This is a genomic window from Pseudomonas leptonychotis (genome assembly GCF_004920405.1).
Lineage (GTDB): Bacteria > Pseudomonadota > Gammaproteobacteria > Pseudomonadales > Pseudomonadaceae > Aquipseudomonas > Aquipseudomonas leptonychotis.
This window is the reverse complement of the sequence record NZ_RFLV01000006.1, coordinates 1-25753: the sequence shown is the minus strand read 5'-3', so window position 1 is coordinate 25753 and position 25753 is coordinate 1. Positions and strand designations below refer to the sequence as shown.

The following is a 25753-nucleotide window of genomic DNA, read 5'->3' as shown; positions in this document are numbered from 1 at the left end:
GAGGTAATAGTGATGAGCTTAGCTTCAATCACGGATCCCAGTATACGAGAATCGTTGTTGGGATCTTGTTATACAACATCTAAGGTGATGTGCGATGAGGTCGTTAGGGGGTTCTCGGAAATCTCTGGAGACACTAACCCCATTCACCTTGATGATGTTTACGCTTCTGAGTCGCGATATAAAAAGCGGATTGCCCACGGTCTTCTGTCAGCTTCGTTATTTTCCAGTATTTTTGGCACCCAGTTTCCGGGGGCTGGCTGTGTGTATGCAGAGCAGTCATTAGTTTTCAAAAGGCCAGTTTATGTGGGGGATGAGGTGATCGCCATAGTGGAGCTTATTGCAATTGACGAGTCCGGTCAGTCGCTAGAGTTCTATACTCGATGTGAGGTAAATGGGAGGCGAGTATTAGAGGGTAAGGCAAAGGTATTTATCCCAAAACAAAGATAAAAGGTTTTGTATGAAGACGATCGTTATTAAAGATAAATCTGAGTTAATAGGTTATAAAAAAGATATTCTTGATTTGTTTTTTGAGGTGTATGGGCAGGAGTTGCCAGGTGCGCTTTGGGATTGGGCTTATATAAATAATCCCTTTGGAAATCCTTATGCTGCGCTAGCATTTGATAATGGGCTGGTTGCACACTATGCTGTTACTCCATATCCATTGATGAATAAGTTTGGAGCTAAGCAGAAATCCTTTCTTTCTATGACAACTATGGTGGCGCAGAACTATCGTAAATACGGACTTTTCACCAAGTTGGCAAGTTTAGCTTATGACGAGTTAAAAGAAGACGGTGCAGATTTTGTCATGGGCTTTCCAAACCAAATGTCTGCTCCCGGATTCCGAAAGCGGCTAGGTTGGACGGTTCTCGAACCCGATGTCGTCGTTTCTGTTAATCGGTCCGAGCTAGAATTACTGATTAATCTTGATGATTTAGTTGCAGTTGAAGAGTCGACACAATTAGTTGCGAGCCTGACAGATAGCAAACTTCGCGACTGGAGACTTTCAAAGCCAGGAGTACATTATTCGTGGCGAGACGGGACTGCCTACAAAGAGTATAAAGGTGAGGTCGATGTAATGTATTACGAATCTCTAGATGCTCTTAAAAATCTTCCAGTTGCATCGGCTTATAATCTCCTTCTTCCAGCGGGCGTCGTAAGCGATACAAATCTCGTCTCTTTTGAGTATATGTTCGGTGGCCTAGGTCTAAATAAGGAATTCGACCCTAATATTGTCCGCAGACAGATGTGTCTTTCTGATGTGTTCTAATAAATTGAAAATAATGGCCTTTACCTCTATTAGGTCTGAGTATGACCTGATGAGTGCTCTGTACAAGAAGCTTGCTCTGGATGGTGAAGTGGATTTTCAGTTAGTGGCGTCAGGCACTCATTTGGTCCCTGCTATGGGTGGTTCTGTATCAGAAATAGAGAAGGACGGCTTCAGAGTTAGCTATCGGATAGAGACCCTGCTCGCCTCAGACAGTAAGGCTTCAAGAATCAAATCAGCAGCTATCCTTCAGTCCGCGTGTGTCGATATTCTAAGCAATGAAACTCCCGATTTAGTAATCTTTGCCGGTGACCGGGAAGATGTGCTCATCTACGCATCTGTCTGTGCGTTTTTGAATATCCCCTCGATTCACTTTTTTGGCGGTGACCACGCAAAAGATGGGCACGTCGATAATCCTGTTCGCCATGCTACTTCGAAGCTCGCGTCATTGCATTTTGTGAGCACTGAGGAGCACAAAAGAAGATTGTTGGCAATCGGTGAGCCTGAAGGTCGGATATTTGTTATTGGAAGCGTTGCACTTGATAAATTTTTGAACGAGCCTGTCGTCCCTAGAAGCGAAGTGCTGCAGCATTTAGAAATTGATGCAGAAGCTGGATATAGAAAAATCGCGGTTCTTATATTTCATCCCGTAGATTCTGAGCGAGAGCGTGCAGGTGCTTATATCCATAACATGGTCAGTGTGCTGAACAGGCTTGGGTATCATGTATGCGCAGGTATGCCCAATAGTGATCCTGGCAACCGTATCATTCGAGACGCATTAATAAAATTAGAGGGTTCATCGAGCCTTACTGTTTATGAAAACCTTTCTCGATCGCTTTTCATCAATTTACTTCGGTCAGCGGACCTAATGATAGGTAATTCATCGGCAGGTCTTCTTGAGGCTCCTTCGATACCTTTGCCGGCGGTCAATGTGGGAGAAAGGCAGAAAGGCCGTCTTGCCTCAAGTAATGTGATTTTTTCTGGCGGCTCGGTAGAAGCCATAATCCAAGCAGTGCAACATGCTGAATCAGAAGGCTTCCTTTCACAACTTCGTCGTAGTTCTAATCCATATGGAGATGGACACAGTGTTGATCGTGCCTACCGGCTGATCAAGGAGCTTGAATGTTCAAACTATGCCCGTAAGCCGGAGGATCCCCTTGAAAGCTGAATCTATGTTTCCCAAAACGGTTTTAATAGTTGCCCCACACCCAGACGACGAAACCCTCGGATGTGGCGGTACGATCATTAAGTTAAAAGCTAAGGGTGCGTCGGTTCACTGGCTTATTGTTACAACCATTGAAGGTGTTGCGGGTTTTCCTAAGGAAAGAGTCCCGGTCCGTTCCCAAGAAATCGAATGCGTTCGGGAAGCCTACGGTTTTGATGGTGTGCACCATTGTTCTTTGCCTGCTGCCGCCCTAGATACTCTGGGGAAGGGTGAGATAATCGGGGCCATTGGTAATGTCATCCAAAGTGTAAGACCAGATTGCGTCTATATTCCTTACCGGAACGATGTTCACAGTGATCATGCGGCGGTATTTGACGCGACAGTTTCCGCCGCAAAAACATTTCGTTCGCCGTCTGTCAAGGCGATTTACGCTTATGAAACGTTATCGGAAACTGATTTTGGTCTGCGCCCGGACGATCCCGGATTTCGTCCCAATCTTTATGAAGATATCTCTGGGTATCTAGATAAAAAAATAATCATAATGTCACTGTTTGATGGCGAAATGGGGGAATTTCCGTTTCCCCGTAGCGAGGAGTGCCTTCGTGCATTGGCTACCTTGCGTGGTGCGCAGGCCAATTGCCGTGCTGCCGAAGCTTTTATGATTCTGAAGGAAATACGCTGACCATGTCTGTGCTGATTATTGCTGAAGCGGGTGTAAATCATAATGGCGACAAGGAAAAAGCGTTTGCATTAATTGATGCTGCGGCCTCAGCGGGTGCCGATGCGGTGAAATTCCAGACGTTCGATGCTACACGTCTGGCTTCAGCACACGCCCCTAAGGCGGCTTACCAGAAAAAGAGTACGGATGAGTTCGAAAGCCAACTGACAATGCTCAAGAAGCTGGAGTTGCCCAGAAGTTGGCATGCTGAACTGCAGGTCTATGCCAGGCAAAAGGGTATTGAATTCATTTCTACTGCGTTTGATCCAGACAGTTTGAGCTTTCTTGTCGACCTCGGTATCCCGCTTTTCAAGGTCCCTTCAGGGGAGTTGACTAACGGTCCTTTGTTATGGCAATTCGCCCGCACCGGCAAGCCGCTGATCTTGTCTACTGGTATGGCAACGCTCTCTGAAGTGGAGCAGGGTCTTGCCGTAGTCGCGCATGCGCTGGCATATAGCCGGGAGCCTGCTGACATGGATGAAGTCTGGCGTTGCTGGGGTGACCGCGGCACGCGGCAACGGCTGCAAGGGCATGTCACGTTGCTTCACTGTACCTCTCAATATCCCACTCCCTTGGGCGAGGTGAATCTGAAGGCGATGGACACTTTAGCTAGCGCCTTTGGCCTGGATGTTGGCTATTCGGACCATACCGAAGGCTGTTTGATTCCGGTAGCCGCAGTGGCGCGCGGGGCTAGGGTTATAGAAAAGCATTTCACCCTTGATCGCGCATTACCAGGACCAGACCACAAGGCCTCGTTAGAGCCGGATGAACTCAAACAGATGGTTTCGGATATACGCTCTCTTGAGCAGGCTTTAGGTGATTCTTGCAAGGCTCCACAAGTCAGTGAGTGGGATACCCGTAAGGCTGCCCGTCAACAGGTGATTGCTGCCCGAGAAATTGCGACTGGAGCTGTTTTCACCCGTGAGGATCTTTCAACCGCGCGTTGTGGGCATGGCTTGCCTCCGACTGCTTTGTGGGGATTGGTAGGTCAGCGTTCTGCGCGAAGCTACCAGGCCGGTGAGATTATCGAGTGAAGAGCATCACGTCTGACGACAGTCTGCCGCTGGTAATGCTAGGTGCTGGCGGCCATGCAAAGGTGTTGCTTTCTCTTGCTCAGGGGGCGGGATTGAATGTACGTGGCGTTTGTGACCCCGCTTTGGCTCAGCAAGAGAAGAGTGAGTGGCGTGGTATTAAGGTGTTAGGTGGCGACGACGTTCTTGATGATTTTGATCCTACCGCTGTCGGATTGATCAACGGCATTGGGCAACTTGTCGGTAGTTTAGGACGGCGTAGGATCTTCGAGCGTTTAGTAGCAAAAGGCTTTCGCTTTCCCGTGTTGGTGCATCCCTCCGCCTGGGTCGATGCGAGTGCGGTATTGCACGAGGGTGTGCAAGTAATGGCGGGTGCCGTAATTCAGCCTGATACAGAGATCGGGTCTAACTCGATCATTAATACTCGTGCCAGCGTCGATCATGATTGCTGTATCGGTGCCCATGTACACATCGCACCTGGTGCCACACTATGTGGGTGTGTCCGGGTCGATGACAGCGCCTTCATAGCAAGCGGCGCCACAGTGATTCAGGGGCGTTCCGTAGGAGAGGGGGCTGTCGTTGGGGCCGGATCTGTATTGGTTCGTGACCTTGGAGCTAGGCTGATATTTTTAGGGTCTGCCGCGTTAAAGAAAGCCGAATTTAGTAAGTAAATTAAAAGGTTTTTGAATGAAACAATGGGAATCCACGCTTATCGGCCCAGAAACCACTCTGGAAGATGCTATTGCAACGCTTGACCGAGAAGCCTTACGTATCGTGATGGTAGTCAACGTCGAGCGCCGCTTGCTCGGGACTTTGACCGATGGCGATGTTCGCCGTGCTTTGTTGAAGCACCTGGCTCTCGATGTTCCAGTCGGAGACGTTATGTGTGCTACTCCTCGGACGGCTGCTAGGAGCTGGAGCAGAGAGCGTATCCTGGCGGACATGGAAAAGTACCAATTGCTTCAGTTGCCTGTAGTCGACCAAGAAGGACGGGTCATTGGCCTGGAAACCTTGCATGACCTCCTGAATAAACGACACCGCGATAATCCAGTATTTCTTATGGCCGGTGGCTTTGGGACACGCCTTCATCCTCTGACTCAGAATTGCCCGAAACCGTTGCTCAAGGTGGGGGATAAACCCATCCTCGAGTTAATTCTCGAGAACTTCATCAATGCCGGATTCCACCGTTTCTTTATTTCCACTCACTACATGCCCGAGATGATCCGTGAGCATTTCGGCGATGGTAACCGCTGGGGCGTGAGCATCCGTTATATACACGAGGATGAGCCGTTAGGTACAGGCGGAGCCTTGGGTCTATTACCTCATGATGAAATTGACCAGCCGTTGTTTATGATGAACGGTGATCTGTTAACCACCCTGAACTTCCAAAATCTACTGGAGTTCCACCTGGACCATAGCGGTGTAGCGACCATGTGCGTTCGAGAGTATGAGCATTGCGTGCCCTATGGCGTTATTCAGAGCGAAGGCCATCGCATCTGTTCGATGATAGAGAAACCTGTGCACCGCTTCTTTATCAATGCAGGTATTTACCTTCTTTCGCCTGATTTAGTTAAGAGTGTCGCGCCTGGTGTTCGCGTCGATATGCCCACCCTGTTGGAGCGGGAGATTGCCAACGGCAATGACGTGAATATGTTCCCCGTTCATGAGTATTGGCTGGATATCGGGCGGATGGAAGATTTTAAGCGGGCACAGCAAGAGCTCGGCGGTCTATGAGTGGTTCGCAGAGTTACTTGGTCGTAGGCAGTGGCAGCATCGCGCGCCGACATATCGTAAACATCAAGACATTGTTCTGCGAAGCCCGGGTCGGGTGTGTGTCCGCGTCTGGCCGGGCTTTATGCCTGGAGGAGGTTGGTGCCGATATCGTCTACCAGAGCTTCGAAGAGGCTTTGAGTGCTGAACCTCTCCTGGCCATAGTGGCTTCACCTGCGCCCTTTCATGTGTCTCAAGCTGCTATGTTACTGCGCGCCGGTATTCCGGTCTTGATAGAAAAACCACTATCGGATTCACTGGAGTCTTTCGCAGCAGCAGCTGATGTTATGCATGCGAATAGTGAAAAGATTGAGGTTGCCTACAATCTACGTTTTATGCCGTCGGCAATTCATCTTAAAACACTGCTGGAAAAACGGACTTTGGGGCGTATTCATCATGTATTAATTGATGTTGGTCAGTATTTGCCTGATTGGCGGCCGGCTACCGATTACCGAGAGAATGTCTCTGCCCGTAAGGAGCTAGGCGGTGGCGTTTTACTGGAACTTAGCCATGAACTGGATTACTTGACTTGGTTATTCGGAGCGTTCGATAGCGTCTACTGTGTCGCTTCTAACTCAGGCGCTTTGGAAGTTAATGTAGAAGATAGTGCCTATGCGATTTTAAGCCGAGGGGACGGCCTTGTTGCCAGTCTTCATATGGATTTTCTTCAGCGGGCTCCTTCCCGTACTTGCAAGATTGTAGGTGAGTCCGGCACGCTAATCTGGAATCTACTGCGTAATAGTATTTCTCTGCATACGGCTCAGGATGGAGAAAAAATCCTTTTCAGTGACACAGAGTACAATCGCAATGAGATGTATCTGGATGAGCTTTCTCGTTTTGTAAAAGTGGCCACGGGTGAGCTCAAGCCTGAAGTTGATATCTATCAAGCTCTTAATACCTTGCGTTTAGTAGAAGCTCTGAAACAGTCATCAGTTACTAGGCAAGTTGTGAATATTGGAGATTTTTCATCATGAGTGTATATGCCTTCATTTTCGCTCGTGGTGGTTCAAAAGGCTTGCCGGGGAAAAATATTAGGCCCCTGGGGGGCATCCCCCTTATAGGTCACTCTATAAGCTTGGCACAGCAACTGAGCGCCGTTGATAAGATTTTCGTTTCCACCGATTCGGACGAAATCGCGGCTGTTGCTGAAAGTTTCTCGGCAGAAGTCATCAAAAGGCCGCAGGAACTTGCTAGTGACACTGCCTCTGAATGGTTGGCCTGGCAACATGCTATAAATTTTTTGCACTCAAGGGGCGAGTCTTTTGAGGTATTTCTTAGCTTGCCGACAACCAGTCCTCTGAGAGGGAAAGAGGATGTTGAGCAATGTCTCACGGAGCTCGATGATCAGACTGATATGGTCGTTACCGTGACGGCTGCTGCGCGCAGCCCCTATTTCAACATGCTTATTCGCAGTGAGAATGGTTGCAGCGAAGTGGTGATACGCAATGATTCCATTCGCCGTCGACAGGATGCGCCGACTGTCTATGACATGACCACGGTAGCATACGTCTCGCGCCCTAGCTTTATCTTGGAAAGTTCGGGTGTATTTTCCGGGACGGTAAAGTCGGTGATCGTACCAAAAGAGCGTGCGGTCGATATTGATGATGAGTTTGATTTCATGGTTGCAGAAACGCTCTACAGGAAATGCCAGAAATGAACTTGAATAATAAGACTCTGATTATTATAGGTGCTGCTGGCCGGCTGGGTAGGGAAATTGTTGGCGCTGCTCTGGAGAGTGGGGCAAATATTGTTGCCGTCGACCAGAGTGAACAAGCACTTCAAGTTCTTCAGGCGAAGCAAGGTAATAATAAGGGGTTCTTAGCTATCGAGGGTGATATCACGCAAGCGGCTTCGATACAGCGCGTGATAGCGGCTGCAGTGGCGAAATTCGGCTCGTTGGATGGCGCGGTCAATACGGCATACCCTCGAAATGATAACTACGGTAGAAGTTTTTTTGATGTGACTTATGAGGATTTTTGTGAAAATCTTTCTTTGCACTTGGGTGGTTACTTTCTGTTTATGCAGCAGTGCGCAAAATATGCAGTAGAGACGCAAGCAAGGTTCTCATTAGTTAATATGTCTTCAATTTACGGAGTCATGGCGCCTCGCTTTGAGGTTTATGCGGGCACTCCAATGACAATGCCTGTTGAATATGCGGCAATAAAGTCTGCTCTACAGCATCTTGGTAGCTATGTTTCAGCTTATACGAAAGGTTCGAAATTTAGAGTTAATAGCGTGAGCCCAGGAGGGATTCTGGCTGGACAGGATCAAGCATTTCTGGATCGTTACAATAACTACTGTCGTGAGAAAGGAATGCTTGAGCCAAAGGATATTGTTGGGGCTATTTTATTCTTGCTCTCGGATGCTTCCGAGTTCGTGGTCGGGCAAAATTTTATTATTGATGATGGTTTTTCCTTGTGAGGCGTGGTTTGAGTTTAGGTAGGGCGGGTGGATGGCACTCATGTGATATCGACGCGCCTTCGTTGTGGCAAATACTGACATTGTTCATTATTTATGTTTTTGGCTGTGCAACTGTATTCGTTGCTTATTTAATGGCGGCTTGTGATCTTTATCTTTTTACGTTTTTGTATTTTGTTACCTTCGCTTTTGCTGTTCCGAGGAAGGTTGTTTCACCACTTACGTTTTTTTATATTTATTATGGCTTATGGTTTGTTGTGGCGCCTTGGTTTGCTGAGCGTTATCAGGGGGGCGTCATGGACGCTGTTCAGTATGATTTAGCTTTTGCCCTAGCCTATGTCACTTTTGGCGTCGGTGTTGTTGCCATGATTGTTGGGGAGCGGTGGGCGAAGAAGTCTGTAAAGACTTCTCAAGGTATAGGCTATGTTATTGGTGTTCGTGATTTTTTAATCTTGTTGTCTTTCTTTTATTTCCTTTCGACCGTATTGGTTGTTTTAATAGTTTTAAATAGTGGGGGGTTCGGCGTGTGGATCAGTAATCCAGGCGACGCTTTTTTAAATCGCGCTGGATCGGGTCATTTTGTGATTTTAAGTCATTTTTCCTCTATGTTACTTGCTTTGTTTACTGGCTGGTATGCTAGCTCAAAAGGGAAGCGTACTCCGATTGCGTTATTTTTGATTTGGTTGGTAATTACATCTCCAGTTCATGGTAGTAAATTTCAAATTGTTTTGCTTATTGTTTTATCTGTTTTGCCGTGGATCAGATATATTCCATTTTTTTCTAAAGGTTCAATGGTTTTGGGTTTTAGTTTTATATTTGTTTTGTTTCTGGGTTTATATTTTAGAAATATGAGTTGGATAGACATTGAAAGTATTGTGCCGTACACGCTGAATTATTTTACGGCTCTAGAGAATCTTGCTGTTTCTTTACGTGATTTTGACTCGGCATTTATGACTACATTTTTTTTGCCCTTCAATAAATTTTTGACTCCGTTTGGATTGAGTGATGCATCTTTATATTATGATATGAATCATTATCTTACTGATATATATTTTCCTAGTGCCTGGGAGATACGCGCTACGGAACAGTGGCCTGTAGAAACTGACCTCTATTTAAATTTCTATTTCTTTGGTGGTCTTCCGGTTATCGCTTTTTATTTGGGGTTTATCGGTTATTTATATGGTTTGGCCTGCCGTAAAAATAGTGTGGGTGCTTGGTTTGCGGCTGTGGTTATGATTCTTTTTATGATTTCTCATTTGAGGGGTAGCTTGATTAATCATACGGATTTTTATATGTATCCTTTTATATTTCTTATGTACATTGGTTTCAGTAAGTTTAATTTTAAGGTCAAGAGAGACTACTTGTGAGCTGTTTTTTTGATTGTTCTCGCTTGAGGTTTTTATCTTGTTATTTTCAGTCCGTTCTTAATGAAATTTCGATTGATGAAATGTATTTTAGGTTGAGCGCTCTCCATGTGTCTAAGTTTGGTTATATACCTAGAGTTCCTCGTTGGATCTCTTACGGAAAAAGATTTAGGGTTTTTACTTATTTTTTATGGTTAGTTGCTAGTGTTGTTTGGGTTTTGGGCGGTGCCTGTGTTTTATTTTTAATTCAATTTCTGGGTTGCGTTAAAAAATATAAGCCATCTAAAAGTTGGCTTTTCTCAAATAATGATGGTTGTTTTGTCTTGGCGCTTTCTTCACGGGTTGGTGATGTTGTCGGGTCTGAAGATTTTGAAAGTTTTTCTAGCTTTTGGATTACAGTGCCATGGGCACCATTAAGACGCGTACCTGAGTCGGTGGTGTGTATAGACGTTTTCTCTCTGCTATCCCGGGGGGATTTATTACAAGCCTTGCGTGATGCAGTTATTGCCACTTATATGTTGCTTTGGCGCAAGCGAACCTCGCGTTGGGTCTTGCAGAGTTACACGGCTTTTCGTTGGTTTGCAGTACGTCGTGCTATCGACAAGCTACCAGGTACGCTGATAATGACCGAGCATTTCGATCGTTGGGCTGTTTTGGTCGACAGCTCCATTGCAGCCAGCAATCGTGCGGATAGAATGGCTGGCCTTAATTATTCGCGTAAGCTATTGCTGATTCAGCATGGTGCGCTTGGTGGGCTGGGCTCTAAAGAGGACTCATTGAAATCTACGCTTTGCCTGCCAAGAAAATTGCACTGTGTTAATCATCTCTATGTGTATAGCCTCGAAGAGGAAAATGCGTTTAAGACTGGTGTATTAACTCTAGGTTGTAGTGAGAGGGTGAAAGTTACTTATTTTAAGCCAGGTATTGAAATTGAACGCGGTTTTACAGACTCTAAACTTAGAGTTTTATTTGTTGGGCATCCCCTATGTGAGCAGTTGCATGAATATCTGTTTCGGCAATTGCGAGAAAATTTTGAACTGACGGCTTATTATAAGCCTCACCCAATGGCGCCTATGTCTATGATGATGGGGCAGGTGGGGTGGACCGTTATTTCAGGAAAAGTGAATTTTCCTGATGTTGATCTTTTGGTTTCATACCCTTCTACACTGGTTATTGAATATGAGGGTGCTGGCGTGCCTGCTGTGGTTCACTCGATGAATATGCTACCTGCTTCATCTGCGGATTATTTGGCTCTGTTATTGGAAACGCTGGCGAATATCAAGGCCGAGCGCAACATCGTCTAAGTGCTTTTATAAGGGTATAGCGTGAGTATAAAAACCAAGCAGCGGAAGTATCAAATTTGTAATCAGTGCATTATGGATATATCTGACCCTCGGATCTTCTTTAATTCTTCGGGTGTCTGCGATTATTGCAATAACTTCAAATCTGAAATTGCTCCTAACTGGCATCCCGATGCGCGTGGAGAGGCCGAGCTTGCAGCGCTTGCAGCTAAGATCAAGAAGCAGGGAGAAGGCAAAGATTTCGACTGCATCATTGGGTTGAGTGGCGGCCTCGATAGCTCGTACGCAGCTTATATTGCGAAGGAGAAGATGGGGCTTCGCCCATTGTTGTTCCACGTCGACGCGGGCTGGAATACCGATCAAGCGGTGGGCAATATTGAGAAGTTGGTGGATGGCCTTGGTCTTGACCTCTACACCGAGGTCATCAATTGGGAAGAAATGAAGGATCTGCAGGTTGCTTTTTTGCGAGCGCAAATTGCGGATCAGGATTTGCCTCAGGACGCTGCTTTTTTTTCAGGCCTGTACAAGTTTGCGCGCAAGCATGGCATTAAATATGTGCTTACCGGTGGTAACTATTCGACCGAGTGCTGCCGCGAACCGGAGGAGTGGGGGGGGTATCCGGGGATCGATAAGACCTTGTTTACGGACATCCACAAGCTCTTCGGCAAGCGGCCACTCAAGACCTTTCCTCTTGTCGATATCATGACCTACAAGATTCTCTATCAGCGTGTGCTGGGGATGGAGATAGTCAAGCCGCTCAATTTGGTGCCGTATGTCAAGAAAGACGCTGAAGCCGAGCTGGAGCGTCGTTTCGGTTGGCAGAAGTTTCAGCATAAGCACCACGAGTCAAGGTTTACGCGCTTCTACGAAGATTATTGGATGCCGCGCAAATTCGGCTACGAGAAGCGCCGTGCCCACTTTTCCAGCCTGATCATGACCGGGCAGATGATTCGGGACGAGGCTCTGGCTCGCATCGCCAAACCAGAAATGAACGAGCAGTTCCTGAAAACGGAGTTCGAATTCGTGGCCAACAAGCTGGGGCTGTCGGTCGATGAATTACAGGCGATCTTTGCTGGGGAAAACAAGACTTACCGGGATTACAAGAACAAGCGCTTTCTTATCGGTATCGGTTCGCGTGTAATGAGCGCCCTCGGATTGGAGAGAAGGCTTTTCAGATGATCACCATCATCGATTATGGTCTGGGTAACATTCAGGCCTTCGTCAACGTCTACAAACGCCTGCATATACCGGTTACGGTGGCGAAGAATAATGATCAGTTGGTTGGTGCCAGCAAGCTGATCTTGCCCGGAGTGGGGGCTTTCGATCATGCCATGCAGCGTTTGAATGCTTCTGGGATGCGGCAAACGCTTGATGACATGATCATTGGCCAAGGTATTCCTGTGCTAGGCATCTGTGTGGGCATGCAAATGCTTGCCGACTCAAGTGACGAGGGCGTGTTGCCTGGCTTAGGCTGGATTCCTGGCAGGGTACGCAACTTTCATTCTATGAACGAATCCAGTGAGCTTGCTTTACCTCATATGGGCTGGAACGACGTATTGCCTACACCCGGCAGCCCGTTGTTTCATGGGCAGCAGGACGGCTGGCTGTTTTATTTCCTTCACTCTTACTTTTTCGAGTGCGCTGAACCTGAGCATATCGCCGCCACGGCGACCTATGGCATCGGCTTCAGTTGTTCCGTTGCGTCGAAGAATGTTTATGGGGTGCAGTTCCATCCCGAGAAGAGTCACCATTGTGGTGTCGCCTTGCTGAAGAACTTCGCGGAATTGTGAAATGTTGAGACCACGCATCATCCCTTGCTTGTTGATTCAGGATAGCGGTCTCGTTAAGACCGTTCGTTTCAAAGACTCCAAATACGTTGGCGATCCCATTAATGCGGTGAAGATCTTCAATGAGAAGGAGGCGGATGAGCTGATCGTCATCGATATTGACGCCAGCGCGAAGAACCGCGAGCCCGACTATCAGCAGATCGCTCATCTTGCGTCTGAATGCCGAATGCCGCTTTGCTACGGTGGCGGCGTGCGTACGGCAGAACAAGCTAAGCGCATCATCGCCCTGGGCGTCGAAAAGGTCGCTATCAGCTCGGCTGCGCTTGCCAACCCCGCTCTGATTAGTGAAATTGCCGCTGAAATCGGACGTCAGAGCGTTGTCGTGGTTTTAGATCACAAGCAACGGTTACTCGGTAAAGTCCAGGACGTCTGGACGCACAATGGCACCCGCAACACCAAGCGCAACGTTGTCGAAGTTGCGCTTGAAATGGAAAAGCTCGGGGCGGGGGAGATCGTTATCAACTCCATCGATAACGACGGAAAGATGAAAGGCTATGACTTGTTGCTGGCTGCACACCTGCGCGAGGTGCTAACCGTTCCGCTGACGGTACTTGGTGGTGGTGGCAGCCTTGATGACATGCACAATGTGGTCGCATCCTGTGGCGTTGTCGGCGTAGCTGCCGGTAGTTTTTTCGTGTTCAAAGGCCCTTATCGGGCGGTGCTTATTAGTTATCCCACGTCACAGCAGAAGCGCGACTCTATCTATTCAGCTCTGCAAGGCCGCCGCTAGGCTGCATTGCTTTATGATTTCAGGATTGCATATGTTCAATGGTAAGAAGTTGCTCATTTCCGGTGGCACTGGTTCATTCGGCAACGCGGTGCTCAAACGTTTTCTCGATACTGATATAGCTGAAATTCGCATCTTCAGCCGCGACGAAAAGAAGCAGGATGACATGCGTAAGCATTATTCCAGCCCCAAGTTGAAATTTTATATCGGTGATGTACGCGACTATCAGAGCGTACTGAACGCCACGCGCGGTGTGGACTACGTCTTCCATGCTGCTGCGTTGAAGCAGGTACCCTCTTGTGAGTTTTACCCGATGGAGGCGGTCAAGACTAACGTGCTGGGTACTGAAAATCTGCTGGAGGCTGCGATCCAGAATGGCGTCAAACGTGTTGTTTGCCTAAGTACAGATAAGGCGGTTTACCCCATCAATGCTATGGGGATTTCCAAGGCCATGATGGAAAAAGTGATGGTGGCCAAATCCCGTAACCTAGAAGGCACTGGTACGGTTATCTGTGGCACGCGCTACGGTAACGTCATGGCGTCGCGCGGCTCGGTCATTCCTCTGTTTATCGAGCAGATTCGCGCAGGTATCCCGCTGACCCTGACCGATCCGAACATGACGCGTTTCATGATGACGCTGGCTGATGCGGTTGATCTGGTGTTGTACGCCTTTGAGCATGGCAATAATGGCGATATGTTCGTACAGAAGGCTCCAGCTGCAACAGTAGACGTATTGGCCAAGGCGCTGACTGCATTGGTTGGCAAGCCGGAACATCCAATTCAAGTAATTGGTACTCGTCATGGAGAGAAACTATACGAGGCATTGCTCAGTCGCGAGGAAATAGCCTGTGCTGAAGATAGAGGTCAGTATTTTCGTGTGCCGCCAGATTTACGAGACCTGAATTACTCCAAGTTTGTGGAGCAGGGGGAGGAGAAAATTTCTCGTACCGATGACTACAACTCGCATAATACTGAGCGTTTGGATGTTGAGGGTATGCAGAGTTTGCTCCTTAAGTTGGATTTTATACGCGCCATTCAGCGTGGTGAACACGCAACAGCTGAAGAATAAATTTTGAATATTTTGATTACAGGCGCCGATGGTTTTATCGGCAAGAATTTACAGGCCCACCTCGCTGAGCGCCCTGACTTAACGGTTCGCTGTTTTACTCGAGCAGAGAACGTTGCCCTTTTGCCTGAACTTGTGCGCGAAGTGGATTTTGTTTTCCACTTGGCTGGCGTTAATCGCCCGCAAGATCCGCAAGAGTTCCAGGTTGGCAATGCTGATCTGACGCGCAACCTCTGTGATGCCATCAAGCACAGTGGTCGTCCAGTTCCGGTTTTGTATACATCTTCCAGTCAGGCTGAGTTGTCTAACCCCTATGGCAAAAGCAAGCGTGAGGCGGAGACGCTATTGCTTGAGCTGGCAGCTAGCCACGCAGCCCCGGTTTTTCTGTTTCGCTTGCCCAATGTTTTTGGCAAGTGGGCACGTCCAAACTACAACTCGGCAGTGGCGACGTTTTGTCACAACATTGCCCGTGATCTGCCGATCCAGATCAATGATCCGCATGCATTGGTCAATCTGGTTTACATCGATAATGTCATCAGCCGCTTTATAGCGCTGATGGATGGGCAGTTATCGGTCGAGCCTTTTGTCTGTGTCGAGCCGCAATACAGCATCACGATCGGCGAGTTGGCTGAACAGTTGCACGCTTTTCGTGACAGTCGGCAGGCGCTTGTTACCGAGGCGGTAGGCACTGGTCTGACGCGGGCTCTGTACTCAACTTATCTCAGTTACTTGCCGCCCGAGCGGTTTGCCTATGAGGTGCCTAAGTACGGCGATTCACGTGGCGTGTTCGTGGAGATGCTTAAAACCAAGGACTCGGGGCAGTTTTCCTTCTTCACTGCTCATCCTGGCATCACTCGTGGCGGGCACTACCACCACTCCAAGACCGAGAAGTTTCTGGTTATCAAAGGCAAGGCCTGTTTTCGTTTTCGCCAAATTATATCGGGCGAATTTTACGAATTGTTCACCAATGGTGAGCAACCGGAAATCGTCGAGACAGTCCCCGGCTGGACCCATGACATCACCAATGTTGGCGATGAGGAAATGATCGTGATGCTTTGGGCTAACGAAATTTTCGACCGTGAGAAGCCAGACACCTTCGCTTGTCCGGTCGGCACCAAAGCCTAAGTCGCTTTGAACAAGGATTTGCAATGAAAAAGCTGAAAGTTGTCACTGTTGTTGGTACTCGTCCGGAAATCATACGTTTGTCGCGGGTCATGGCCAAGTTAGATGAGCATTGTGAGCATGTATTGGTGCATACCGGGCAGAATTACGACTATGAACTGAATCAGATTTTTTTTGATGATCTGGGTATTCGTAAGCCGGATCACTTTCTTAACGCGGCTGGTGCATCTGGTGCCGAGACTATCGGTAATGTAATTATTGCTGTGGATCGTGTGCTGGCTGAAGTGCAGCCTGAGGCTTTGTTGGTTTTGGGCGATACCAACAGCTGTATGGCGGTGATTCCAGCCAAGCGTCGCAAGATCCCGACGTTCCATATGGAGGCGGGAAACCGTTGCTTCGATATGCGAGTGCCGGAAGAGATCAACCGGCGTATCGTCGATCACACCGCTGATATCAATCTGACTTATAGCACCATTGCACGCGACTATCTGCTGCGTGAAGGTCTGTCGCCAGACATGATTATCAAGACGGGTAGCCCTATGTTTGAGGTGCTCAATTACTATCGTGATGGTATTGAGGCTTCAGATGTGCTGGAACGATTAGGCTTGGAAGCGGGCAAGTTCTTTGTGGTCAGTGGTCATCGCGAAGAGAACATCGACTCCGATAAGAATTTTCTCAAGCTGGTCGATGTGCTCAATACCTTGGCCGAACGCTATGGCTACCCAGTGATTGTTTCTACCCACCCGCGCACCCAGAAACGTGTGGATGCGATGGGCGTGAAGTTCCATGCCAATGTGCGGCTCCTCAAGCCAATGGGTTTCAAGGATTACAACAAGCTGCAACTTACCTCTATGGCTGCGTTGTCAGACAGCGGAACGATCAATGAAGAGTCTTCGATCCTCAACTTCCCTGCATTGAATATTCGCGAAGCCCATGAGCGTCCGGAAGGTATGGAAGAGGCTGCTGTAATGATGGTGGGCCTGGAAGTGGAACGTGTGCTGCAGGGCTTGAAGTTACTGGAGAGCCAGAGTCGAGGCGATGATCGCAGCTTGCGTTTGGTGGCCGACTACAGCATGCCCAACGTTGCTGATAAAGTGGTGCGGATTATTCACAGTTATCGCGATTATGTGATGCGTAATGTCTGGAAACGGAATGACTGAGCCTTCGCATGCCTGAGCAAAAATTGAAGGTTCTAATCGTTAGCCAGTATTTCTGGCCGGAAAATATGCGTATCAACGATCTCGCCGAGGGATTGATTCAACGTGGGCACGAGGTCACTGTTTTAACTGGCTGGCCCAATTACCCCGAAGGCAGCGTTTTTGAGAGTTACCGCCGGTCGCCAGAGCAGTACGCCGAGTATCGGGGTGCAAAGGTTGTGCGGGTACCGTTCGTTCCACGTGGCAAGAGCAGCATCACTCTCATCCTGAACTACGTGTCGTTCTTCATTAGTGGCTCTGTGTTGGGCAGTTGGAAGCTGCGCGGAAAAGAATTCGACGCGATTTTTGTCTATGCGGTATCGCCGATCATGTCGGCTATCCCTGCACTGGTGATTGGTAAGTTGAAGAAGGTACCAGTGTTTATCTGGGTGCTTGATCTATGGCCAGAGACGTTAAAAGCGGTTGGTGTATTGAGCAATGCACGCCTGCTCGCTCTAGTGGGTAAAGGGGTGTCCTGGATATACAACAGGGCCGACTATTTGCTCCTCCAATCGAAAGCTTTTAGCTCCAGCGTGAAGCAGTACTGTACGCGGGCGATGCCTTCCGAGCGGTTGGTATATTTTCCAAGCTGGGCTGAGGATGGTTTTTCTAGCCTGCCGGCGGAGGGATCGTTTCTGATCAAGCGTGAACCGCTCTCTTTCACCATTTTGTTTGCCGGCAACTTGGGTGACGCACAGGACTTTCCCGCCATTCTCGATGTTGCCGAGGCTTTGCGAGCCAAGTTGGTTATACGCTGGCTGATCGTCGGGGACGGTAGGATTAGTGAGTGGCTAGAGCAGCAGGTCGCCGAACGGAGATTGGACAATGTATTTCTGTTGGGACGCCATCCTCTCGACGCCATGCCCCCTCTTTTTGCGACGGCAGATGCATTGTTGGTCTCACTGAAAACTAACGAAGTATTCGAGAAAACCATCCCCGGCAAGGTACAAGCATACTTGGCATCCGGTAAGCCGATTTTGGGTATGATCGGTGGTGAGGCAGCCCGCGTTATTGAGGAGGCCGGTGCCGGTCTGGCCTGTCCTTCGGGTGATCGTCAGGCGTTCTCCAGCATTGTCGAGCAGATGGCGGCCATGACCTCGCAGCAGCGTGAGTCGATGGGGGCGTTGGGTAAGCATTACTATGAAGAGCATTTCTCCAAGGTAAAGCTCTTCTCGGATCTGGTGAGCTTGTTTCGTCAGGCCACTCGCAGGGACGGCAAGTCATGTTGAATAAAGTATTGTTGACTGGTGGTACAGGGTTTGTTGGGCGATCCGTGCTTAATCGCCTTTGCCAGGACGGCATGGCGGTGGTCGTCTGTTCACGAGCCGAGACGATTATTGTGCCAAGCGGCGCGAGGTATCTATCCTTGCCTGGGCTCGATGCCAATACAGATTGGAAGCTTGCACTCGACGGCAGCGAAGTGGTTATCCACAGCGCCGCCCGCGTCCACGTTATGCGGGATGAGTCGTCCGACCCGCTCGCCGAGTTTCGCAAGGTTAATGTTGAGGGCACCTTGAACCTTGCCCGCCAGGCTGCGCAGGCGGGTGCGCGCCGCTTTATCTTTATCAGTTCGATCAAGGTCAACGGCGAGGGCACGCCAGTAGGTGTGCCTTACCTTGCCGACGCTCAATCACTGCCGGCGGATCCTTACGGTATTTCAAAGATGGAAGCCGAGCATGGTCTGCGCGCATTGGCGTCTGAAACCGGGATGGAGGTGGTGATTATCCGGCCGCCCCTGGTCTATGGACCGGGGGTGAAGGCTAACTTCCTCAATATGATGCGCTGGCTGCACAAGGGCGTGCCTTTGCCGTTTGGGGCCATCCATAACCAGCGTAGCCTGGTTGCCTTGGACAATCTGGTCGATCTGATTGTGACCTGTATCGAGCACCCTGCTGCGGCTAACCAGACCTTCCTAGTTAGCGATGGCGAGGATCTTTCGACGAGCGAGTTATTGCGTCGTATGGGGGCAGCCTTGGGCAAACCGGCCCGGCTATTGCCGGTCCCGAGCCGGCTGCTGGAGATGGGGGCGGCGCTGCTCGGCAAGAAAGACCTTTCCCAGCGCTTATGCGGTTCGCTACAGGTGGACATCGACAAAACCCGTGAGCTACTTCACTGGATCCCGCCGGTCAGCGTCGATGAAGCGTTGCGCAAGACGGCCAAAAATTTTCTGGAACAGCACGCTAAATGAGTATCTGGTGGTTGTTGCCGGCGGTGGTCGGCATTTCGCTTTTTATGACAGGCGCGTTGCGCCGCTACGCCCTGGCTCGCAGTTTGATTGATATCCCCAATGCTCGTAGCTCGCACTCGGTGCCGACGCCGCGCGGCGGTGGCGTGGCTATCGTGATCAGCTTTTTGTTGGTGTTGCCGTTGATGGCGAGGGGCGGCTTTATCGCTTGGCCTTTGACTTGGGCGCTGCTGGGTTCGGGAACGGGTATTGCCGTGCTGGGTTTTCTCGATGATCACGGTCATATCGCCGCGCGCTGGCGCTTGCTTGGTCATTTTGCTGCGGCTATTTGGGCGCTGTTCTGGCTCAGTGGCTTGCCGCCTTTACTGATGTTCGGTTTCACCGTCGATCTGGGCTGGTTTGGTCATGCGCTGGCTGCGGTGTATCTGGTGTGGCTGCTCAACCTCTATAATTTTATGGACGGCATTGATGGCATTGCCAGTGTCGAGGCGATTTGCGTGTGTATTGGCGGGGCTTTTTTGTACGCCATCCTGGGCTTCGCAGGCTCAGCTCAGCTTACGGTTTGGGTCATGCCAGTGCTGCTTGCAGCTGCGGTGGCGGGCTTTCTGTTCTGGAATTTCCCACCGGCACGGATCTTTATGGGGGATGCGGGCAGTGGTTTTCTTGGAATCACTCTGGGCGTGATGTCACTGCAGGCAGCCTGGGTGGCGCCGCAGTTGCTTTGGAGCTGGCTGATTCTGCTTGGCGTGTTTATTGTCGATGCCACTTTTACCTTGCTGCGCCGTTTATTGCGCGGCGATAAAGTGTATGAGGCTCATCGTAGCCATGCTTACCAGTATGCTTCGCGGCGGTTTGGTCGGCACTTGCCGGTGACGCTTGCGGTGGCAGCGCTTAATTTGTTCTGGCTGCTGCCCATTGCGCTGTGGGTTGGCTGGAGTGGGTTGGATGGTTTGGTTGGTCTGGCGATTGCCTATGCACCGCTGATTGGGTTGGCGTTGAAGTATAAGGCCGGTGAGCTGGAGTCGCGTTAAGCGCTCTTCCTTCAAGTGCTGATAGGCGTTGATTGGTTTATATAGCCGAGCTCTAGCCAGTCATTGCGCCGCAAGGTGTTGTCGTTAATTCCTAGCCAGCTTTAGAAGTTGAGGAAGTGTTGTGTTAAGACTTGCTGAAAAGTTGCGCAGTCGTCTGGTGAGCTTGCCACGACGCAGTAAGCGACTGATTCAGGTGACAACGGATGTGGCTCTCGTTTGGGTTGCCCTTTGGTTGGCGTTTGTTGTGCGCTTGGGTGATAGCGAGGCTATAGAGCCCTTTTCCGGGCATGCTTGGTTATTTGCGTTGGCACCGATTATCGCCATTCCGTTGTTTATTCGCTTTGGTATGTACCGTGCGGTAATGCGCTATTTCGGTAACGATGCGCTCCTGGCCATCGCTAAGGCCGTTACCTTGTCGACGCTATTGCTGGCGCTGGCTGTGTATTGGTATCAGGCGGCACCTAAGCTGATTCCACGGTCTATGGTGTTCAACTATTGGTGGCTGAGTTTGGTGCTCGTCGGCGGTTTACGGCTCTTAATGCGCCAATACTTCATGGGGGATTGGTTCTCTGTTGACCAGCCTACCAGGCTGCGAGGGCGCGACAGTGGTTTGCCTAAAGTGGCCATTTATGGCGCGGGGGCGGCTGGTAATCAGTTGGTTGCTGCACTCAGGCTGGGGCGTGGTATGCGCCCGGTGGCGTTTATTGATGACGACTCAGGTATCGCCAATAGAGTGATTGCCGGGTTAAGGGTTTACACCTCCAAGCACATCCAGCAGATGATCAATGAAACGGGTGCTGATGAAATTCTTTTGGCCATGCCATCTGCTTCGCGCGCGCGGCGCCGGCAGGTTCTAGAGGAGTTGGAGCGCTTTCCCTTGCATGTGCGCAGTATCCCCGGATTCATGGATTTAGCCAGTGGCCGGGTGAAGGTCGAGGATGTGCAGGAGGTGGATATCGCCGACTTGCTGGGGCGTGATGCGGTTGCGCCGCAACAAACGTTGTTTGAACGCTGTATCCGTGGCCAGGTGGTGATGGTCACAGGTGCTGGTGGCTCAATTGGTGCTGAGTTGTGCCGGCAAATAATGCTCAACGAACCGCTGACACTTTTATTGTTTGAACACAGTGAGTTCAATCTTTACAGCATTCATGCTGAGTTGGAGTCGCGGGTCAAACGTGAGTCGCTACCGCTGCGCTTGGTGCCGATTCTGGGTTCGATTCGTAACGCCGATAGGCTTCTTGATGTGATGCAAACCTGGAAAGTGGATACCATTTATCACGCCGCCGCCTATAAGCATGTACCGATGGTGGAGCACAATATTGCTGAAGGCGTGCTGAACAACTTAGTGGGCACGCTCAACACCGCGCAAGCAGCAATTAGGGCCAGGGTGAGCAATTTCGTGCTGATCTCTACTGACAAAGCCGTACGGCCTACAAATGTCATGGGTAGTACCAAGCGTTTAGCCGAGATGGTGCTGCAGGCGCTTAGCCATGAGGCTGCGCCGGTGTTGTTTGGGGATGATAAAGCACTGTGTCAGCTAAATAAGACGCGCTTTACTATGGTGCGTTTTGGCAATGTGTTGGGCTCATCCGGTTCAGTGATTCCCCTTTTCCACGAGCAAATTCAAAAGGGCGGGCCGGTTACCGTCACGCACCCTAATATTACTCGCTACTTTATGACCATCCCGGAGGCCGCGCAGTTGGTTATTCAGGCCGGAGCTATGGGCGAGGGTGGTGATGTGTTTGTGTTGGATATGGGGGAACCAGTCAAAATTGCTGAGCTGGCCGAAAAAATGGTTCATCTCAGTGGTCTTAGCGTTCGTTCTGCTAAGAGTCCTCACGGTGATATCGCTATCGAGTTCACCGGCTTACGCCCAGGCGAGAAGCTCTACGAAGAGTTGTTGATTGGCGATAATGTCAGCCCGACTGAGCACCCAATGATTATGCGGGCTAGTGAAGAGCATCTTTCATGGGCGCTGTTCAAGGTGCGCTTGAGCGACGTACTAGATGCTGTTGAACGCGATGACTATGAGCGTGTTCGCCAGCTGTTGCGCGAGACGGTCAGTGGCTACAAGCCTGAAGGCGAGATTGTTGACTGGATTCATATGAAGCGACGTCTTGACCCTTAGGGCTATCCCGTAAGCACTTTTGAGTAGGGCATGAGCTGCAGCTTGAGCTGATTCAGCTGATGAGGCGTACAGTTATTTGACAAGTGTTTGGCAGCAGCTAGTTTTCACTGCGTGGAGAGGGAAGTCCCACGTACTTGTGAAAACTAACGAAAGGATGCACTTATGCTAAAAGCCAAACTGTCCGCTCTGTTGTTCGCTCTGATTGCTTCCATGTCCTTGGCGGTTTTCGCCGCTGAAACTCAGACCCCGCCAGCACCTGCTGTTGATGCAGCTGAAGTGGCACCGGTCGGTAAGATCAATCTCAATACTGCCGATGCCGCCACCCTGCAGCGTGAGTTGTTGGGAGTCGGCGAGGTCAAAGCGCAGGCGATTGTTGCCTACCGTGATGAGCACGGCGACTTTGCTTCTGTGGATGAGTTGCTGGAGGTCAAGGGGATTGGCGAGGCAACGTTGGAGAAAAATCGCGACAAGTTAAGTATCAACTAACACCTGCACCAGCAATGGTGAACGAAGGCCGGTTATTAACCGGCCTTTTTATTGTGTGTAAATACAGTGGCAATACGCGCGGCATATTGCGTGGCAGTAATAGGCAAAGGGTTCGCAGCGAGGAAGTGCATGTTCTGGTTGGCATTGGCGGCAGATGGCGTGGTGGTGGTGCACCTGCTATTCATTCTATTTGCTGTGCTAGGCGGTTTGTTGGTATGGCGTTGGCGCGGGTTGGCTTGGTTGCATGTGCCGGCGGCCTTGTGGGGTGTGCTGGTGGAATTGATGCACTGGCCCTGTCCGCTGACACCACTGGAGCAGAGTCTGCGTCTGGCTGCGGGGCAGGCGGGGTATCGCGGTGGTTTCGTTGAGCACTATCTGCTGCCGATTATCTACCCGGCCGGGTTGACGCCGCAGCTTCAGCTTGGCTTGGGGCTGTTCGCTCTGCTGCTCAACGGGCTGGTTTATGGCGTGTTGCTTTGGCAGCGCTACCGGCAGCCGTGAGTTGAGCTTAGGCCCGCTTATTCAGAGGAATGATGGTATGCGGGGAAGATAATTTACCCGGCTACACTGACCCCATTAATCACAGCAGCAAAGGCAGCTTTCCTATGCAAAATCGCATGATGATCACCGGCGCAGGTTCGGGTTTGGGGCGTGAAATTGCCTTGCGTTGGGCGCGTGAGGGCTGGCAGTTGGCGTTGTCGGACGTCAATGAAGCGGGTTTGCTCGAAACCTTGCAGTTGGTTCGCGACGCGGGCGGCGATGGTTTTACTCAGCGCTGTGATGTGCGTGATTACAGCCAGCTGACGGCATTTGCCCAAGCCTGCGAGGAGAAGCTTGACGGCATTGATGTGATCGTCAACAACGCTGGCGTTGCCTCTGGTGGTTTCTTCGGTGAACTGTCGCTGGAGGATTGGGATTGGCAGATCGCGATCAATCTCATGGGCGTGGTTAAGGGTTGCAAAGCCTTCCTGCCGTTGCTGGAGAAGAGCAAAGGCAAGATCGTCAACGTTGCCTCGATGGCAGCCTTGATGCAGGGGCCGGCGATGAGTAACTACAACGTGGCCAAGGCTGGTGTGGTGGCCTTGTCGGAAAGCTTGCTGATCGAATTGAAGATGCATGAAGTCAGCGTTCATGTGGTTTGCCCATCGTTCTTCCAGACCAATTTGCTCGATTCCTTCCGGGGACCTACACCGGCGATGAAAGCGCAGGTGGGTAAGCTGCTGGAAAGCTCGCCGATCAGTGCAGCGGATATTGCTGACTACATTTACGAAGAAATCGCCAAAGGCGAGTTTATGATTTTGCCCCATGAGCAGGGCCGTATGGCGTGGGCTTTGAAAAAGCAGAATCCGCAGTTGCTATACAACGAAATGACCACAATGGCCGACAGAATGCGTGCACCGCGCGTTAAGTGATCCGCCGTAGGGGAATGTGGTTTTTTGATCTAGAGGTCAACTTAATCGCCGTTTAGACTTGTTTGCGATGAACTTGCACTCTAAGGTTTGCGGCCATGTCGGCATGGCCGCAAAACTGATGGGTTACTGTGAAACCTTTCCCACGGGTCATGCTGTTGCTGGCCCTTATCCTGGCTGCAATCAACTTGCGGCCCGGGATCACCTCCCTCGCACCGCTCATCGAGCGAATCGCCGAAGAGCTTGCGCTGAGCCGCAGCCTGATCAGTCTGACGACTGCTCTGCCCGTACTGTGTATGGGGTTGTTAGCGCCTTTTGCACCGCGTTTGGCGGTGCGCCTGGGTCTTGAACGCACCATTGCCTTGTGCATGGCCGTGATCGCAGTGGCGTTGCTGCTACGCATTGTCGGGCACGCCAGTGTGATTTTGATTGGCAGTGCTGTGCTGCTGGGGGCGGCCATTGCGGTTGCCGGGCCGTTGCTATCGGGGTTTATCAAGCGCCATTTTGCTGGGCGCATGGGCAGCGTGGTGGGCTGGTATTCACTGGGTATGGCGATTGGTGGCGCCGGTGGTGCGGTGCTGACGGTGCCGGCCACGCAGTGGCTGGGGGATGATTGGACCCGTGGCCTGGCTGTGTGGGCGTTACCGGCGTTGTTGGGATTGTTGCTGTGGCTGTTTCTGCCTAATCGTATCGAAACCGACAATGAGGCCGCCAGCGGCTTGCCCTGGCGGCAGCCGCGAGCCTGGTTAATCAGTGCGTTTTTTGCCATTCAAGCGGGGTTGTTCTACGCCCTGGCAACCTGGGCAGTGGCACGCTATCACGAAGCCGGGTTGAGCCTGATGCACAGCAACAGCCTGTTCAGTGTATCGATGCTGATGGGGTTGCCCAGCTCATTCTTGTTACCCTGGCTGGCGCAGCGGTTCCACAACCGTTATCTACTGCTGCTGGGCTGTGGGCTGTTGTCGTCGATTAGTTTGGCGATGATTACCTTTCAGCCAACCGTGTTGCCGGAGGTGTGGGCAGTCACTATCGGTTTTGGCCTGGGCGGCTCTTTTGCGTTGTCATTGGTATTGCCGCTGTATGAGGCGGGTTCGCCGTTGGCGGTCAGCCGCTGGACCGCGATGATGCTGTTTACCGGCTATAGCCTAGCCTGCACCACACCTGTGCTGACGGGACTGGTGCGGGACTTGTCCGGCAGCTACCAGATTCCATTCATGGTGCTGACTGCGCTCGCGGTGTTGATGACATTGTTGGCTTGGGTGATGCGTCATGGGCCTAAACGTGCCTTTGCCTGAGGTTGGCTGAGCGCAGTGTTACCAGGCTGATGGTGGGTATTTAGCAGCAGTTCCTTCCTTGGCCTCTGAGGCTGTGATAGAAGGCAGCCTTGATTTGCTGGAGTGAATCGCCCCTAGTTTCGTAGACACCTCCAAGCCTCATAATACGGCCCACTAGGAGGTGCCATGAGTAACTCGCGTTATCCCGAAGAATTCAAAATTGAAGCCGTCAAGCAGGTCACTGAACGAGG

26 protein-coding genes are annotated in these 25753 nt (G+C 50.5%); all 26 read left to right on the top strand.

The features are described from left to right. Positions 1-12 precede the first annotated feature (12 nt). The 26 genes from D8779_RS19235 to D8779_RS19110 all read left to right on the top strand — a co-directional run bounded on the left by D8779_RS19235 (position 13) and on the right by D8779_RS19110 (position 25523). Entirely contained in the window at positions 13-447 is a 435-nt protein-coding gene (locus D8779_RS19235) for a MaoC family dehydratase (RefSeq protein WP_136666173.1), read from the top strand. Positions 448-457: 10 nt separating this feature from the next. After that, positions 458-1267, top strand: coding sequence for a GNAT family N-acetyltransferase (locus D8779_RS19230; protein ID WP_136666171.1), 810 nt, complete (start codon positions 458-460; stop codon positions 1265-1267). Then, on the top strand, positions 1257-2432 hold the full coding sequence (gene neuC / locus D8779_RS19225) for a UDP-N-acetylglucosamine 2-epimerase (RefSeq protein ID WP_136666169.1): 1176 nt from the start codon (positions 1257-1259) through the stop codon (positions 2430-2432). The genes D8779_RS19230 and neuC overlap by 11 nt, the downstream gene beginning before the upstream one ends. Beyond that, positions 2422-3111: a PIG-L deacetylase family protein gene (locus D8779_RS19220; protein WP_205895855.1), complete on the top strand. Its 690-nt coding sequence runs from the start codon at positions 2422-2424 to the stop codon at positions 3109-3111. The genes neuC and D8779_RS19220 overlap by 11 nt, the downstream gene beginning before the upstream one ends. Positions 3112-3113: 2 nt before the next feature. After that, on the top strand, positions 3114-4181 hold the full coding sequence (gene neuB / locus D8779_RS19215) for an N-acetylneuraminate synthase (RefSeq protein WP_136666167.1): 1068 nt from the start codon (positions 3114-3116) through the stop codon (positions 4179-4181). Beyond that, positions 4178-4849: an acetyltransferase gene (locus D8779_RS19210; protein ID WP_240789770.1), complete on the top strand. Its 672-nt coding sequence runs from the start codon at positions 4178-4180 to the stop codon at positions 4847-4849. The genes neuB and D8779_RS19210 overlap by 4 nt, the downstream gene beginning before the upstream one ends. Positions 4850-4865: 16 nt before the next feature. Next, positions 4866-5912: a nucleotidyltransferase family protein gene (locus tag D8779_RS19205; RefSeq protein ID WP_136666165.1), complete on the top strand. Its 1047-nt coding sequence runs from the start codon at positions 4866-4868 to the stop codon at positions 5910-5912. After that, entirely contained in the window at positions 5909-6922 is a 1014-nt protein-coding gene (locus D8779_RS19200; RefSeq protein ID WP_136666163.1) for a Gfo/Idh/MocA family protein, read from the top strand. The genes D8779_RS19205 and D8779_RS19200 overlap by 4 nt, the downstream gene beginning before the upstream one ends. Further along, entirely contained in the window at positions 6919-7605 is a 687-nt protein-coding gene (locus D8779_RS19195) for an acylneuraminate cytidylyltransferase family protein (RefSeq protein WP_136666161.1), read from the top strand. The genes D8779_RS19200 and D8779_RS19195 overlap by 4 nt, the downstream gene beginning before the upstream one ends. Then, on the top strand, positions 7602-8369 hold the full coding sequence (locus tag D8779_RS19190; RefSeq protein WP_136666159.1) for an oxidoreductase: 768 nt from the start codon (positions 7602-7604) through the stop codon (positions 8367-8369). The genes D8779_RS19195 and D8779_RS19190 overlap by 4 nt, the downstream gene beginning before the upstream one ends. Further along, complete coding sequence (locus D8779_RS19185; protein ID WP_205895854.1) at positions 8366-9733, top strand: hypothetical protein; 1368 nt, start codon at positions 8366-8368, stop codon at positions 9731-9733. The genes D8779_RS19190 and D8779_RS19185 overlap by 4 nt, the downstream gene beginning before the upstream one ends. After that, the gene (locus D8779_RS19180; RefSeq protein WP_136666157.1) at positions 9730-11034 is read left to right on the top strand and encodes a hypothetical protein; all 1305 of its coding nucleotides are present in this window, start codon (positions 9730-9732) and stop codon (positions 11032-11034) included. The genes D8779_RS19185 and D8779_RS19180 overlap by 4 nt, the downstream gene beginning before the upstream one ends. Before the next feature lie 21 nt (positions 11035-11055). Then, positions 11056-12210 carry an N-acetyl sugar amidotransferase gene (locus D8779_RS19175; protein ID WP_276605894.1) on the top strand — a complete coding sequence of 385 codons (1155 nt, stop codon included), beginning with the start codon at positions 11056-11058 and terminating at the stop codon, positions 12208-12210. Further along, a complete protein-coding gene (gene hisH / locus D8779_RS19170; protein ID WP_136666153.1) occupies positions 12207-12821 on the top strand; it encodes an imidazole glycerol phosphate synthase subunit HisH in 615 nt (204 codons plus the stop codon). The genes D8779_RS19175 and hisH overlap by 4 nt, the downstream gene beginning before the upstream one ends. Position 12822: 1 nt before the next feature. Further along, complete coding sequence (locus D8779_RS19165; RefSeq protein ID WP_136666151.1) at positions 12823-13608, top strand: AglZ/HisF2 family acetamidino modification protein; 786 nt, start codon at positions 12823-12825, stop codon at positions 13606-13608. A gap of 31 nt (positions 13609-13639) precedes the next feature. Continuing rightward, positions 13640-14674 carry a polysaccharide biosynthesis protein gene (locus D8779_RS19160; protein WP_136666149.1) on the top strand — a complete coding sequence of 345 codons (1035 nt, stop codon included), beginning with the start codon at positions 13640-13642 and terminating at the stop codon, positions 14672-14674. Between the two features lie 3 nt (positions 14675-14677). Further along, entirely contained in the window at positions 14678-15796 is a 1119-nt protein-coding gene (gene wbjC, locus D8779_RS19155; RefSeq protein ID WP_136666147.1) for a UDP-2-acetamido-2,6-beta-L-arabino-hexul-4-ose reductase, read from the top strand. A gap of 23 nt (positions 15797-15819) precedes the next feature. Beyond that, positions 15820-16953, top strand: a complete 1134-nt coding sequence (gene wecB, locus D8779_RS19150; RefSeq protein WP_136666145.1) for a non-hydrolyzing UDP-N-acetylglucosamine 2-epimerase — start codon at positions 15820-15822, stop codon at positions 16951-16953. 8 nt (positions 16954-16961) lie between these two features. Beyond that, a complete protein-coding gene (locus tag D8779_RS19145) occupies positions 16962-18218 on the top strand; it encodes a glycosyltransferase family 4 protein (protein ID WP_136666143.1) in 1257 nt (418 codons plus the stop codon). After that, positions 18212-19177, top strand: a complete 966-nt coding sequence (locus tag D8779_RS19140) for a UDP-glucose 4-epimerase family protein (protein WP_136666141.1) — start codon at positions 18212-18214, stop codon at positions 19175-19177. The genes D8779_RS19145 and D8779_RS19140 overlap by 7 nt, the downstream gene beginning before the upstream one ends. After that, positions 19174-20205, top strand: a complete 1032-nt coding sequence (locus D8779_RS19135; protein ID WP_136666139.1) for an MraY family glycosyltransferase — start codon at positions 19174-19176, stop codon at positions 20203-20205. The genes D8779_RS19140 and D8779_RS19135 overlap by 4 nt, the downstream gene beginning before the upstream one ends. Positions 20206-20347: 142 nt before the next feature. Beyond that, on the top strand, positions 20348-22333 hold the full coding sequence (locus D8779_RS19130; protein ID WP_420875615.1) for a polysaccharide biosynthesis protein: 1986 nt from the start codon (positions 20348-20350) through the stop codon (positions 22331-22333). A gap of 162 nt (positions 22334-22495) precedes the next feature. After that, positions 22496-22819 carry a ComEA family DNA-binding protein gene (locus tag D8779_RS19125; protein WP_136666135.1) on the top strand — a complete coding sequence of 108 codons (324 nt, stop codon included), beginning with the start codon at positions 22496-22498 and terminating at the stop codon, positions 22817-22819. Positions 22820-22948: 129 nt separating this feature from the next. Beyond that, positions 22949-23320: a DUF2784 domain-containing protein gene (locus D8779_RS19120; protein ID WP_136666133.1), complete on the top strand. Its 372-nt coding sequence runs from the start codon at positions 22949-22951 to the stop codon at positions 23318-23320. Positions 23321-23424: 104 nt separating this feature from the next. After that, a complete protein-coding gene (locus tag D8779_RS19115) occupies positions 23425-24231 on the top strand; it encodes an SDR family oxidoreductase (RefSeq protein WP_136666131.1) in 807 nt (268 codons plus the stop codon). 128 nt (positions 24232-24359) lie between these two features. Continuing rightward, on the top strand, positions 24360-25523 hold the full coding sequence (locus D8779_RS19110; RefSeq protein ID WP_136666129.1) for an MFS transporter: 1164 nt from the start codon (positions 24360-24362) through the stop codon (positions 25521-25523). Positions 25524-25753 lie beyond the last annotated feature (230 nt).

Coding starts and splice junctions, on each gene's coding strand:
- D8779_RS19190 (WP_136666159.1), top strand. CDS start 7,602: ATGAACTTGAATAATAAGACTCTGATTATTATAGGTGCTGCTGGCCGG.
- D8779_RS19125 (WP_136666135.1), top strand. CDS start 22,496: ATGCTAAAAGCCAAACTGTCCGCTCTGTTGTTCGCTCTGATTGCTTCC.
- D8779_RS19165 (WP_136666151.1), top strand. CDS start 12,823: ATGTTGAGACCACGCATCATCCCTTGCTTGTTGATTCAGGATAGCGGT.
- wecB (WP_136666145.1), top strand. CDS start 15,820: ATGAAAAAGCTGAAAGTTGTCACTGTTGTTGGTACTCGTCCGGAAATC.
- D8779_RS19205 (WP_136666165.1), top strand. CDS start 4,866: ATGAAACAATGGGAATCCACGCTTATCGGCCCAGAAACCACTCTGGAA.
- D8779_RS19160 (WP_136666149.1), top strand. CDS start 13,640: ATGTTCAATGGTAAGAAGTTGCTCATTTCCGGTGGCACTGGTTCATTC.
- D8779_RS19145 (WP_136666143.1), top strand. CDS start 16,962: ATGCCTGAGCAAAAATTGAAGGTTCTAATCGTTAGCCAGTATTTCTGG.
- D8779_RS19235 (WP_136666173.1), top strand. CDS start 13: ATGAGCTTAGCTTCAATCACGGATCCCAGTATACGAGAATCGTTGTTG.
- D8779_RS19230 (WP_136666171.1), top strand. CDS start 458: ATGAAGACGATCGTTATTAAAGATAAATCTGAGTTAATAGGTTATAAA.
- neuC (WP_136666169.1), top strand. CDS start 1,257: ATGTGTTCTAATAAATTGAAAATAATGGCCTTTACCTCTATTAGGTCT.
- D8779_RS19135 (WP_136666139.1), top strand. CDS start 19,174: ATGAGTATCTGGTGGTTGTTGCCGGCGGTGGTCGGCATTTCGCTTTTT.
- D8779_RS19115 (WP_136666131.1), top strand. CDS start 23,425: ATGCAAAATCGCATGATGATCACCGGCGCAGGTTCGGGTTTGGGGCGT.
- D8779_RS19200 (WP_136666163.1), top strand. CDS start 5,909: ATGAGTGGTTCGCAGAGTTACTTGGTCGTAGGCAGTGGCAGCATCGCG.
- hisH (WP_136666153.1), top strand. CDS start 12,207: ATGATCACCATCATCGATTATGGTCTGGGTAACATTCAGGCCTTCGTC.
- D8779_RS19120 (WP_136666133.1), top strand. CDS start 22,949: ATGTTCTGGTTGGCATTGGCGGCAGATGGCGTGGTGGTGGTGCACCTG.
- D8779_RS19195 (WP_136666161.1), top strand. CDS start 6,919: ATGAGTGTATATGCCTTCATTTTCGCTCGTGGTGGTTCAAAAGGCTTG.
- neuB (WP_136666167.1), top strand. CDS start 3,114: ATGTCTGTGCTGATTATTGCTGAAGCGGGTGTAAATCATAATGGCGAC.
- D8779_RS19140 (WP_136666141.1), top strand. CDS start 18,212: ATGTTGAATAAAGTATTGTTGACTGGTGGTACAGGGTTTGTTGGGCGA.